The sequence below is a fragment of the Pseudomonas fluorescens genome (assembly GCF_040448305.1).
GTDB classification, from domain to species: domain Bacteria; phylum Pseudomonadota; class Gammaproteobacteria; order Pseudomonadales; family Pseudomonadaceae; genus Aquipseudomonas; species Aquipseudomonas fluorescens_BH.
On the sequence record NZ_CP148752.1, the window covers coordinates 1,007,980 to 1,020,805 of the forward strand.

Sequence of the window (12,826 nt, forward strand, 5' to 3'; positions counted from 1 at the left end):
ATTGGACACCGCAATCCCTGTGGGAGCGGGCTTGCTCGCGAAGGCGGTGTGTCAGGCAATATTGATGCTGGATGTGACGGCCTCATCGCGAGCAGGCTCGCTCCCACAATGGTTAGTGGTCATCGCGGATACCGGGCACGACGCTGGTCCCCTGTGGGAGCGAGCCTGCTCGCGAAGGCGGTGTGTCAGGCGATATGGATATTGGCTGTGACGGCCTTTTCGCGAGCAGGCTCGCTCCCACAGGATCGGTGACTGTCAGTTATTTACCTTGTGTGTCCAGCAACCGGAAAAACCGCTCCCGCACCTGCAAGCTGTCGCTGTGGGCCACATTGAATCGCAGGAACTGGCTGGCATCCGGCCCTTTGCTCAGCAAGGTGCCCGGCGCCAATACCATATTGTTCTCCAACCCCTGGCGAGCCAGGTTCTCGGCATGCAAGCCGTCCGGCAACCGTGCCCAGATAAACACGCCTTCGCCGGGCAACGAGGAAAGCGAACACCCAGCCTGTGCAAGCCAACCCGCCACACGACTATTGGATTCATACAACCGATCCACCGTGCGCCGCGCATGTTTGGCATAGCTGCCATCGCTGAGCATGGTGCAGGTAATCTGCTCTGCCAGTTCCGACGTCACCCCGCCGCAGGCCATTTTCAGGGCGACCATGCGTGCCGCCAGTTGCGGTGACAGTACGGTGTAGCTGACGCGGCTGTTGGCGGTCAGGGTCTTGGAGAAGCCCGACACATAACTCACGTTGTCCAGCCCGCTGGCCGCCAGGCGCGGGGTGCGGCGTTGCTGGATGTCGCAGTACAGATCGTCTTCGACGATGTGCAAGCCATGGCGGTGGCTCAGTTCCAGCAAGCGGTAGACCTGGGCCGGGGTGAACGAGTGGCCGGTGGGGTTATGCAGTGTGCTGTTGGTCATGTACAGCACGGGTTTGTGGGCGATCAACAGTTGCTCGAAGGCGTCGAGGTCCATGCCGTCGCAATCCCGGGCGATGGTGATGACTTTGGCCCCGTGCAGCGCCAGGTTGGCGTGCATGTTGAAGTAGCAGGGGTCATCGAGCAGCACGGTGTCGCCGGGTTTGACCAGCAGGCGCATCAGCAGGTCGATGGCCTGCATGGTGTTGGCGGTGGTGATGATCTGGTCCACCGGCGCTTCGATGCCGAAGGTCGCCAGTTTCACCCGCAGGGCCTGGCGCAACGGCAGGTAACCGCCGGCCACGCCGTACTCGCCCATGCGCAACGACGTTGCTCGCAGGGTACTGCGCACGGCTTTCTGCAATTCTTCGGCGGGTAGCCATGAGGTCGGCAGAAAGCCGCAGCCGGGGCGCAGCGTGCCGTTGTCCAGCAGCAAGGCGCGACGAATCACGCTGAGGGTGTCCTGGGGTTGCAGGTCCGGGCCGGTGCCACTTTTCAGCGCCGCTTCGGAGCGATGCACGTAATGCCCGGAGCCCTGGCGAGACACCACCAGCCCCTTGGCCCGCATGCGGTCCAGCGCATCGACCACCGTGGACTTGCCCACGTTCATCAAGTCGGAGAGTTCGCGAATCGGCGGCAGCTTGGCGCCGTGGGGCAGGCCGCCGGTGCTGATCGCCTGGGTCAGTTGATCGACGATCTGCTGCACCAGCGGCACGCCGGGCTGGAATTCAATGGCGGCAATGACTGCACGTTGAACCTGCATTTTACTGGTCTCTCCGGCAGTAAAGTTCGTTGGATTCTATACGAACTTGCACTGATCAGGACAAGCCTCTCTCTCTACCATGCCCTTACAGACTTTTCTGAATGTCAGCCTTTGTCGGCGGGCATTCACCCGGTTCCTGAGGTGTTGCATGAGTGTCGAAACAACGGTCGCGGTGGCTAAACCGGTCATTAACCTGCGGTTATTCACGATCCGGATCATCACCGCCGTCTCGCTGTTCGCGGTGCTGGGCAAGGCCAACGTTTGGCTCGACACGGCCACCAACAGCATCCTGGCCCTTGGATATCGCGCCTTGTTGTTGCTGTTGCCCCTGACTTTACTGGTGCTTGGCCGACGTTCCCTGAGCGTCACGCTGCTGTGTGCCGGCCTTGGCCTGGTGTTGCTGGCGCTGACCAGTAATCAAGGCATGGTGATGTTTGCTGCCGCGCTGTTTGCCTACGGCATCGCCATTGCCGGTTACCTGATCAAGAGCGAAGCGGCCCAGACCAAGGAAGGCGCGGCCTACAACCGCGTGGCCATGAACATGGGCAGCCTGGTGGCCGGTTTGATCCTGCTGTCGCCTCTTCTCACGCCTACGATGTTTTTCCTCGGTGCGGCGGCGTTCGTGTTGCTGTGCCTGCCGATCGCCCTCGGCGCGACCTTCACCTCCGAACCGCTGGTAGCCCGCCCAGCCAGTCAGGCCGGCAGCAACTGGGGCAACAAACTGCCCTGGGTGATCGCCGGGATCATCATGGGCATCAAGCTGTTCGGGGTGTTCTCGATCCTGCCACAGGCGATCCTGCTCAAGACCGGCGAGCTGCCGGCCTGGTACGGCCTGATGCTGATCCTCAACAGCGCCGTGGTGGTCTTCGCCCAGGTGCCGGTGATGAAGCTGATCGAGCGCACCGGGCGCTTCAAGGTCGTGGCGGTGATCGCGATCATCGTCGGCGGCTTTGCGGTGCTGTCTTCGCCTGCCGCGTTCCACGTCGAAACCCTCGCCGGGGCGCTGGTCTGGGTGGCGCTGCTGTCCATCGCCGAATGCGCCTTCAGCTACCTCGATTACTTCTCGGTCAAGCAGAACAACATGTTCGTCAAGGAAGTGTCCCTGGGGGTGGGGGCCGGTCTGACCGTGTTGATCATGCGGGTGGTACCGGCGCCGTACAACGCGCTGGTGCTGGCCGCCATCGGTGCCGCAGGGATCCTGGCCTGGTATTGGCTCAACCGTAAATCCAATGCGTCGTTGCATGACTGAGTCATCGCCGTTGCGGATTTCACCTTGCAGGTCGGGGGCATTATGAATACGACTTCATGCGTAGTAGTGGTCGGTTACAACGGTAATCGGGTGCACGACATCCAGAAACTGCGCGAGCTGTGCAAGTCGCTCTACAACGCCAGGCTCATCCTGCTGGTCGAGAAGATTCAGCCCGATGACGACCAGGTGGCCGATCACGTCTGCAGCACTTCACTGGCCGAAGACGATGTGGCGGCGTCCCTTGAACTGGTGGTGGGGTGCCTGAATGCCGACAGCTGGAAGCTGATCGGCGTACTGCCGTTCTCCGATCGCGGCGTGCTGCTCGGTGCGGCGCTGGCCAGTCATTTCGACCTGCCGGGCATTACCCCAGGCGAAGCGCGGGCGGGCCTGGACAAGCAGATCTTCCGCCAACTCGAAGCGGCGGCCAGCACCGCCCCCGAAGAATACCGGCCGGTGTTTTCCGCGCGGGTCGCAAGCCTGTCGGAACTGCGCCAGCGCGTCGTCGAACTGGGCGGAAAAGCCTTCATCAAGCCGGCCTGCGAAGGCGCGAGCCGGGGCTGTCGTGTCATCCATCACCCTTCGGAATGCGAGGATGCCTGGCTCGCCCTGAAGCCTTACCGCGAAGGCGGCATCGTTCTTGAAGAACTGGTGCAGAACGCCCGCGAATACAGTTGGGACTGCGTGGCCGGCAGCACCTGGGTGACTGAAAAAACCACCACCGAAGGCGCCTACCGCGCAGAGATCCAGCAAGTCGTGCCCGCACCGCTTGCGGCTGAGGTACAGGCGCGTTTGATGGCAGCCGGTCGGCATATGGCGGGCCTGGTGTCCCGGGACAATGGGGCCTGGCACAACGAAGTGTTCCTGCGCAGCGACAACCTGACCTCGGCCGTGGAAACCAACATGCGCCCCGGTGGCATGCATATCTGGGACCTGGCCAAACGCGCCTTCGTCAATTTCGATCCGTGGGAACGCTGGGTGCGCTGGGCGGTGGAAGGCCAGACCGAACAGCACGAGCCAGTGGCCCGCGGCTACTGCGGCATTCGTCTGCTCAGGGCGCCGGCCGGCGGCATCTTGCGCGCGATGCCTGACATCGAGGCCCTCGCCCGCGCCCTGCGTATCGACCTGGTGGAGGGCCAGTACGCCAAGCGTGTCGGTGACTCGGTCAGCGCGCAGATCAAGGACAACTTCTCATTCATCGGCCACATCGTGTTGTTCAACGAACACTACGGGCAACTGAGCAACGACCTGTTGCGTCTGGCCGAGGCGATTGAGTCACGCATTGAGGTGACTTGCCTGGCACCGGCCACCCGCGCCGTGTGCTGAGCCCGCAAGCACCCGTTTTTTGCATTACTGATTAAGAGGGTTCGATCAATGATCCAGCACATGACCTGCGATGAACGCTTCATCGCCCTGGCCAAAGAGTTTGGTTATGACATCTACGGCGAAAACACCGCAGGCGGGCATTACGCACCGCTGATCCGCCATCACGATGAGTTGTACATCAGCGGTCTGGTACCGCGCATGAACGGCAAGATCCATTACCCCGGCCGCGTCGGGCTGGACCTCAGCTTGGCCGATGCGCAAGCGGCCGCCAGCATCAGCGCGATGCGCGGGCTGGCGTTGATCGTCGATGCCATTGGTTCGCTGGACAAGATCAAGTCATTGATCCGGGTAACGGTCTATGTGAAGTCCACGGCGGATTTTGTCGATTTGAGCGAGGTGGCCAACGGCGCCTCGGATGTGTTCAGCCATGTGCTGGGCGATGCCGGTAAACATACCCGCACCACGGTGGGTGTTTATCAGTTACCCAAGAATGCCGCGATAGAAGTGGACATGATCGCCGCCTTGCGCCCCTCGGTTTTGTAAGTTCTTTCCCGACTTTACAGTGCTGAACCGTTAACTTAAGGTTTAGCGATAAAGTATGGGAAATAAAAAGAAAGGACGTGCGAATGGATAACTTTCAAGGTGCGTTTTTTTCATATAAGGACTTTCGTCAGAGCCTGCACCATCGAACGCCAAGTCCCAAGGTATGGAAAGGCACTGAACTGGCGGGCATGCGTCAGACCCTTGAAGCCAGCGACGTTGATATTGTCGCATTGGCTCACGACAAGAGCATTGAAGGCTGTGAAGTGACGCCTGGCATGGCGATCGCCATGCAATGGCTGAACCCCGGTGTGACGCTCAATGGCCATGCCCATTCCTGGTGGCATCTGTTTGTCATCCAGTGCGGCAGCGGTGTGTTGACCCTCGGCGATGCCGACGGGGTCAACGTCAGCAATGGCGACGTGCTGCTGGTGCCGGCCTGGACCAAGCACGGCTTCGTCAACACCAGCAGACACGAGCCTTTGGCGATGCTGAACATGAGCAACATGCCGCAAATGGCACTGCTTTCGAACTTCGCCGACAGCCATGGCCTGATCACCACCCAGCCGTAATTTCCCACCGCATAAACCTAGGGAGCCCACCTTCGTCGGCTCCCTTTTTTGTTTTTCAGACCTGCCCCGTTATCGCCTTTTGCAGCGTTATTGCCGGGGTTTTGGCTGCGTATCCATCTGTGGAAAACAACTTTCTGTATCGATTGAAACGGACAAATTCTGTATCTATTCAGCCTTAATGCAACTAACTACGATCACTTCCAATGCACGTTGATCCCTGCAGTCAGTGAATGGAGTGTTCTATGGAAAACAGGAAGCTAAAACTGTATGTCGGCGCCGATCATGTCAGCGCTTTTGCGATGTCTGCTTTTGTGGCGCTCAAGGAGAAGCAACTTTCATTTGAACTTGTTACTGTTGATCTAAAAGCGCGCGAAAACTATCTGGCGAGTTATCGCGATCTTTCGCTGACTTGCAAAATTCCAACGTTAGTTCACGACGATTTTGCCTTGGCGGAATCATCGGCGATTGCCGAATACCTCGATGAACTCTCCCCGGGGCATAAAAAACTCTACCCGCAGGACCTCCAGCAGCGCGCCCGTGCCCGTCAATTGCAGGCCTGGTTGCGCAGTGACTTGCTGGTGGTGCGCAAGGAGCGCCCGTTCGACCTGGTGTACTTCGGCAAGAAAAACACCGCGCTGTCCGACGAGGCACAAGCTGCCGTCGAGCGCCTGTTCTTCGTCGCCGGGCATTTGCTGGAAGAGGGCGCCGAGCATCTGTTCGGCGACTGGAGCATTGCCGACACCGACCTTGCAATCATGCTCAACCGACTGGTTGCCAACGGCGATCCGGTGCCGGCACGGCTCGCGGCGTATGTGCGCCGCCAGTGGGATCGCGACAGCGTCCGGGCGTGGATGGACATAGAGCGCAAAGCGCCGGCCATCGCGTAACAACACTCAGGGCAATCACCAGGAGCGCGGCCATGCAAGGACTGTCGGAGCACGAACGCTACAAACCCTATAACTCACGCACCATCCGCGACTCACCGTACTGGCACAAGCTGACGCCGGCGTTGCAGGAGGCCATGACCGTGGTGGCCAGGGTCATGCCGTTTCGCACCAACGAATACGTGTTGGGCACATTGATCGACTGGAACAACATTCCGGACGATCCCATTTTCCGCATGACCTTTCCCCACAAGGACATGTTGCTGATAGAGGAATATGCCTCGCTCAAACAACTGATCGAGCAGGATGACAGCGCGGCGATCAAGCGTCGGATCGAGGCGATCTGGCGGCGCATGAACCCGCATCCGGCCGGGCAGTTGACCCACAACGGTGTCACCCTCAATGGCAAAGTCCTGCCGGGCATCCAGCACAAGTACCGCGAGACCGTGCTGTTTTTCCCCGGCGCCGGCCAGACCTGTCACGCGTACTGCACCTTCTGTTTCCGCTGGGCGCAGTTCATCGGCGAGGAAGAACTCAAGTTCAACGCCCGTGAGTCCCAGGAGCTGGTCAGTTACCTGAGGGTGCACACCGAAGTGACCGACGTGCTGATTACCGGCGGCGACCCGATGATCATGAACACCCGCTCCCTGGCCGGTTACATCGAGCCGCTGCTGGAGTTGCCACACCTGAAGAACATCCGCATCGGCACCAAGTCCGTGGCGTACTGGCCGCAGCGTTTTGTCAGCGACAAGGATGCGCCTGAGCTGCTGGAGCTGTTCCAGCGCATCGTCGCGGCGGGGAAAAACCTGTCGATCATGGGCCACTACAACCACCCGGTGGAGATCCGCCAGGCCATCGCCCGCCAGGCCATCGAGCGCATTCGCTCGACGGGGGCGACGGTACGCATGCAGGCGCCGCTGATCCGCCACATCAACGAAAACCCCGCGGATTGGGCCGCGCTGTGGACCGAAGGTGTGCGGCTCGGGGCGGTGCCTTATTACATGTTCGTCGAACGCGACACCGGCCCCAGCCACTACTTCGCAATGCCGCTGGCCCGGGCCTTCGAGATCTTCCAGGCGGCGTACCGCACGGTGTCGGGGCTGGCGCGTACGGTGCGCGGGCCGTCCATGAGCACCTTCTACGGCAAGGTGTTGATCAACGGCATCGAGACCGTCGCCGGGGAAAGGGTCTTTGTCTTGCAGTTCCTCCAGGCACGCAATCCGCAATGGGTATTGCGCACGTTCTACGCGCGCTTCGATCCGCAGGTGACCTGGTTTGACGACCTGCAACCGGCCTTCGGCGAGCGTGCGTTCTTCTTTCAGACCGAGCTCACCGCCGTGCCGGAATTGATACCGGTGTTGCTGGAAACGGCGTAGGAAATTTCATGAACAATGGGGAGATATGGATATGAGCAGTATCCCGTTTGATCAGCGCGAGGGCGTTATCTGGCTCGACGGCGAGTTCGTCGAGTGGTCCCGGGCGCAGTTGCATGTGCTGACCCATGGCCTGCATTACGCGAGCACCGTGTATGAAGGCGAGCGGGTCTACAACGGCAGGATCTTCAAGCTGCGCGAACACAGCGAGCGCTTGTATCGCTCGGCGCACCTGATGGACTTTGCCATCCCCTTTGAGCTGGCTGAACTGGAGGCGGCCAGCCACGAACTGCTGCAACGCAACCAGGTCGTCGACGGTTATCTGCGCCCGGTGGCCTGGCGCGGCAGCGAGATGATTTCCACCTCGGCGCGTTTCAACCGTGTGCACGTGGCCATCGCGTGCTGGCAGTGGCCGAGCTATTTCGACCCGGCCGCGCGCATGGCCGGCATCCGCTTGAAAACCGCGACCTGGCGCCGCCCACCACCGAACAGCAGCCCGTTCGAAGCCAAGGCCTCCGGGCATTACCAGATCGCCACGCTGAGCAAGCACGACGCCGAGAATACGGGTTACCACGATGCGCTGATGCTCGACTGGCGCGGTCACGTTGCCGAAGCCACCAGCGCCAATGTGTTCTTCGCCAAAGGCCGGACGCTGCAGACCCCGACAGCGGATTGCTTCCTCAACGGCATCACCCGCCAGACCGTGATCGAGCTGGCCAAGGCGCTGGATTACCAGGTGGTCGAACGCACGATTTTGCCTACAGAGCTTGGCGACTTCGATGAGTGTTTTCTCACCGGCACCGCCGCCGAAATCACCCCGGTGCAGTGCATCGATGAGCAGCACTATCGACCGGGTGACGCCTGCCGCGACTTCATCGCCGCGTACACCTCAACCGTCAACGCCGGATAACCCGCCAGGAATCTCACCATGTCAGACCAAGGGATTGTTGCGTCTCAACCTTGCATTTCGCTCGGCCATCGTCATGAAGAACTGTCGACGTTGGGCTGGACAGTGCTGACCCCCGACGAATTTGCCGATGATGTCGTAGGCACCTTGTGCGAATTCGGCCCGATCATTCCGCAGTTCAACGGCCAGATGGCCTTTCCCATTACCCGCAAGCCGGGTTACGAAGACTTGCCGTATTCCCAGAGCATGAACGGCATCGGCCCGCACACTGAAGCGCCGGTGTACGGCCCGCCGCCACGCTATCTGGCGTTGCATTGCCATAAACAGGCCACGTGCGGTGGCGGGCACACCGGATTGGTGGACGGTTACGAATTTCTCAAGTCCCTCGAACACAGCGAACGGCAACTGCGGGAGTGGCTGGATGACACGCCGGTAGAATTTGTCGCCACCGCCAAACCCGGCGAGCCGGGACAGCGGCGGGTCAAGGAATACATCCTCACGCCTACGGAAGACGGGGATATTTTCCGCTTCAGCTACAACCAGTTTCACTACGGCGACGTGAACCCGTCCAAGGAGGCCCTGCAGCAATCGCTGGTCGCCAACAGCACCTCGCCGCTGGCCAGGTTTGCCGTGCTCGGCGAAGCGTACTTCGTCGAGCACAACGTTCCGGTGCTGATTCCCGACGGATGCCTGCTGATTTGGGACAACTGGCGAATGATCCACGCCCGCAGTCGTTACACTGACCCGGCGCGCAACCTGACCCGCTATTGGCTGGCCTGATTTTTCCGGCGCCTTTCATTCTTTTGGCGTACCCCTCGGCGGGTACGCGTCTTACAGGTATCGCGTCATGCAGACAGCAATCGAGATCGCCCAGGTCGATCATCAACTGATCGTGCGGCTCAACCAGGCCTGGACCAAGCGCGCCACCGTGTGTTCGCCGGACAGGGCTCAGGTCAATGAAGAGTTCGACCCGGCGCGCCCGGATTACCCGGAGTGCATGGTGCCGTTCTTCCATCATCCGAAATTCCAGGCCTTGAGCGACGAACTCAAGAGCAGCGTGGTGACCTGGGGCTGGATCGGCTACAACCTGCGCACCGTCACCGCCGAGGAACATGTGGTCAATCCGGCGCTGAGTGTCATCGCCAATCAGTACCTGGGCAAGGATGACTGGCACTTTCGCGAGGCCATGCAACAGACCCTGATCGACGAGCACTACCACACGCTGATGCACCTGCGCGCCATCGAGCGGACCAAGGTGGACCGGGCGCTGGATCAGGATCTGGACTTGCCACCGTCCGTCACGTACCTGCGCCTTAAAGCCCAGCGTGAAGCACTGCCCGAGCAATGGCAGCGGGATCTGGCGGCGATCACCTTTGCGGTGGTGGCCGAGATCAGCGTCAACGCCTACCTGGACTTGCTGGCGGACGACCAGACCATCCAGCCACAGAACCGCAGGGTGGCCGAGCTGCACAACCGTGACGAGTACGCCCACAGCAAGGTGCTGGCCGAAGTGTCCAAGGTCATGTACGCGAACATGCAGCCCATCCAGCGGGAATTTTTCGCACGCAACCTGTCGGTGGCGCTGAGTGCTTTTATCGCTCAGGACTACTCGATGTGGGAGGCGATTCTGACGCAGCTCGGGGTCGAGGATGCGGCGCTGATCATTGCCGACACCCGCGAGAGCAACAAGAACGCGACCATCATGCGCGACTACAGTGGCCTGCATAAGCTGGCACAGGATCTGGGCATCAGCGACCAGATCGATTTTGACTTCCGTCCGACCCTCAAAACCACGGCGGTCGCCTGAACCCGGAGGTGTCCATGTCTGCTCCTGTGTACGAAGTGTTCGCTATTCGTGTCGGCGCAAACGCCCAGCGCACCGCCAGGGAGAACTTTCTCTACGACGCCTGCTGCGGTGATCCGAATGCGCCGATGCCGCTGGACTACTACTTCTGGGTCATCCGCAACGAGCAGCAGGTGATCGTGGTCGACACCTGTTTCCAACCGGCCACGGCGGAGCGGCGCAATCGCCAGATGTATCGCCTGCCGGAAGAATCCCTGCGGCAACTGGAGATCGATCCGGCGCAGATCGAGCACCTGATCCTGACCCATTTGCACTGGGATCATGCCGGCAACCTCGGGCTGTTCCCGAAAGCGACCGTGCATCTGCAGGAAGCGGAACTGCGTTTCTGCACCGGGCCGAAAATGGCCCATCCCACGGTGAACAAAACCTACGAAGTCGAGGACGTGATGTCGGCGCTGCCACCGTTGTTCGAAGGGCGGATGCGTTTGCACAACGGTGTTGTCGAGGTAGCTCCCGGCGTGACCTTGCACCCGGTTGGCGGGCATACGCCGGGCAGCCAGGTGGTGCGGGTCAATACCGGGCGCGGCTGGATTGTGCTGGCCTCGGATGCCGCGCATTTGTGGGTCAACATTCGTCAGCGCAGTCCGTTCCCGATTCTCGATGACCTGGCGAAAACCCTCGAAGCCTTCACCGAGATCGACCGCCTGGCCGACAGCGAAGACCACGTCATCCCCGGCCACGACCCGCTGATCGCCGAGCGTTTCCCGCACTGGAATGACGACCCACATATCATTTGCCTGCACCAACCTCCGAACTGACCACAACCCCCTGTGGGAGCGAGCCTGCTCGCGAAGACGGCGGCACATCCAACATTGATGTGACAGATACACCGCCATCGCGAGCAGGCTCGCTCCCACAGTTGATAGCTGTCGTTCACCGATGTTGTGTTCACCGAAAATCCCTTGTAGGAGCGAGCCTGCTCGCGAAGACGGCGGCATATTCAACATTGATGTGTCTGATCCACCGCTATCGCGAGCAGGCTCACTCCTACAGAATCGCGGTCAACCCTGATGTTGGAGCAAGCGGCCCAAGGTCAGCACGGCTTCATCAATCCGCGGCGAATACGGCGCGCCACAGCCAATGCGCACAAAGTGATCGAAGCGCCTGGCATTGGAAAAGATATCCCCAGGGGAAATCTGGATGCCGACCTTCAGCGCCTCGTGAAAAAACGCGATGGACGAATGCCGGCGAGGCAGTTCAACCCATAACAACGTGCCGCCCTGGGGATTGTTCACGCGGGTGCCGAGGGGGAAGTAGCGAGTAATCGCCTCGCTCATCTGTTGACGTTGCTGGGTCAGGGTTTTCCTCAACCGCCGCAGGTAACGCTCGTAGGACGGTGTACGCATGAATTCGCTGGCCGCCAGTTGCGATAACGCCTCGCACCCCCGCGACTGCGCATGCTTGAGCATCTCCACGCGGTCGTGCCATTTGCCGGCGCTGATCCAGCCCAGGCGCATGCCCGGTGCCAGGGTTTTGTTCAGCGAGGCGCAATAGATCACGTTGTCGGTGCTATCCCAATGTTTGAGCGTGGACAGCGGCTGCTCGGTGTCCACCAGGTCGCCGTAGGTGTCGTCCTCGATCAGCACGGTGTTGTGCTCGGCGCACAGTTTCACCAGCCGCGCCTTGTTGGCGTCGGGCATGATGCTGCCCAGCGGGTTTTGCAGGTTGGGAATGACGATCAGCGCCTTGACCCGTTCGGGGCCTTGCAGCAGCCGTTGCAGGGCCTGCAGATTGAGCCCGGTGTGGGCCGAGGCCGGGACTTCCAGCACGCGCAGGTTCAGGCTTTCGAGAATTTGCAGCAGACCGTAGAAGGTCGGCGACTCCACGGCCACGGTGTCGCCGGGGCGGGTGACCGCACGCAAGGCCAGGTTGATCGCTTCGGTGGCACCGTTGGTGATCACGATCCGCTCGGGGGCCAGGTGGGTCTTGCTGGCCAGTGCCCGCCGGGCCAGGATGTTGCGCAATGCGCTGTTGCCGCAGGCGCCGCCCGCGGTGCCGAGCAGGCAGGCGTTGTAGCGCAGCGACTTGATCATGTTGTCTTGCAGGGTCTTGAGCGGATAAAGCTCAGGCGCGCAGTAGGCGCTGGCGAAGTTGACCTTGATCGTTGCGCGCTGACTGGCCTTGAGCACCGCGCAGACTTGTTCATGAATGCCGACATACGCGCGGGTATCCAGCGCTGGCGCCAGGGCAATCGGGGCGGACCTGGGCAGGGTGTCGGGCTGGCGAATGTAGTTGCCGGAGCGCGGACGGGCCTCCAGCACACCGCAGTCTTCCAGTTCCCGGCACACCTGCACGGCGGTCGACAGGCTGACGGCGTGTTTCTCCATCATCAACCGGATCGAGGGCAGGCGTTCACCGGTTTTCAGGGTGCCGCTGCGGATAGCGTCCAGGTAGTGGTTGGCCAACTGGCGATACAAGGGGGGCGTGTTCATGATG

Annotated in this window: 12 protein-coding genes; 10 read left to right on the top strand and 2 right to left on the bottom strand. The window is 60.9% G+C overall.

Annotated features, from left to right (window positions below; all coding sequences use genetic code 11):
• Window positions 1-259: 259 nt before the first annotated feature.
• Complete coding sequence (locus WHX55_RS04530) at window positions 260-1,678, bottom strand: PLP-dependent aminotransferase family protein (RefSeq protein WP_353742117.1); 1,419 nt, start codon at window positions 1,676-1,678, stop codon at window positions 260-262.
• 148 nt (window positions 1,679-1,826) lie between these two features.
• Between WHX55_RS04530 and WHX55_RS04535 the strand changes: the two genes are divergently transcribed.
• The 10 genes from WHX55_RS04535 to WHX55_RS04580 all read left to right on the top strand — a co-directional run bounded on the left by WHX55_RS04535 (window position 1,827) and on the right by WHX55_RS04580 (window position 11,148).
• Window positions 1,827-2,927: a hypothetical protein gene (locus WHX55_RS04535; protein WP_353742118.1), complete on the top strand. Its 1,101-nt coding sequence runs from the start codon at window positions 1,827-1,829 to the stop codon at window positions 2,925-2,927.
• A gap of 42 nt (window positions 2,928-2,969) precedes the next feature.
• A complete protein-coding gene (locus tag WHX55_RS04540; protein ID WP_353742119.1) occupies window positions 2,970-4,250 on the top strand; it encodes a biotin carboxylase in 1,281 nt (426 codons plus the stop codon).
• Between the two features lie 48 nt (window positions 4,251-4,298).
• Window positions 4,299-4,793 carry a RidA family protein gene (locus WHX55_RS04545; RefSeq protein WP_150727357.1) on the top strand — a complete coding sequence of 165 codons (495 nt, stop codon included), beginning with the start codon at window positions 4,299-4,301 and terminating at the stop codon, window positions 4,791-4,793.
• A gap of 83 nt (window positions 4,794-4,876) precedes the next feature.
• Window positions 4,877-5,362: a cupin domain-containing protein gene (locus WHX55_RS04550; protein ID WP_353742120.1), complete on the top strand. Its 486-nt coding sequence runs from the start codon at window positions 4,877-4,879 to the stop codon at window positions 5,360-5,362.
• Window positions 5,363-5,604: 242 nt separating this feature from the next.
• Window positions 5,605-6,249 (top strand): glutathione transferase, encoded by a 645-nt coding sequence (gene yfcF / locus WHX55_RS04555; protein WP_150758058.1) that lies wholly within the window; start codon window positions 5,605-5,607, stop codon window positions 6,247-6,249.
• 32 nt (window positions 6,250-6,281) lie between these two features.
• Entirely contained in the window at window positions 6,282-7,622 is a 1,341-nt protein-coding gene (locus tag WHX55_RS04560) for a lysine 2,3-aminomutase (RefSeq protein ID WP_353742121.1), read from the top strand.
• Window positions 7,623-7,653: 31 nt separating this feature from the next.
• Window positions 7,654-8,529, top strand: coding sequence for a branched-chain amino acid aminotransferase (locus tag WHX55_RS04565; RefSeq protein ID WP_353742122.1), 876 nt, complete (start codon window positions 7,654-7,656; stop codon window positions 8,527-8,529).
• Window positions 8,530-8,547: 18 nt separating this feature from the next.
• Window positions 8,548-9,306, top strand: a complete 759-nt coding sequence (locus WHX55_RS04570) for a TauD/TfdA family dioxygenase (protein ID WP_353742123.1) — start codon at window positions 8,548-8,550, stop codon at window positions 9,304-9,306.
• Window positions 9,307-9,373: 67 nt separating this feature from the next.
• Window positions 9,374-10,333 (top strand): diiron oxygenase, encoded by a 960-nt coding sequence (locus tag WHX55_RS04575; RefSeq protein ID WP_353742124.1) that lies wholly within the window; start codon window positions 9,374-9,376, stop codon window positions 10,331-10,333.
• A gap of 14 nt (window positions 10,334-10,347) precedes the next feature.
• A complete protein-coding gene (locus WHX55_RS04580; RefSeq protein ID WP_353742125.1) occupies window positions 10,348-11,148 on the top strand; it encodes an N-acyl homoserine lactonase family protein in 801 nt (266 codons plus the stop codon).
• A 243-nt stretch (window positions 11,149-11,391) separates the two neighbouring features.
• On the opposite strand, the gene WHX55_RS04585 is transcribed toward WHX55_RS04580, so the two are convergent.
• Window positions 11,392-12,822 (bottom strand): PLP-dependent aminotransferase family protein, encoded by a 1,431-nt coding sequence (locus WHX55_RS04585; protein WP_353742126.1) that lies wholly within the window; start codon window positions 12,820-12,822, stop codon window positions 11,392-11,394.
• Window positions 12,823-12,826 lie beyond the last annotated feature (4 nt).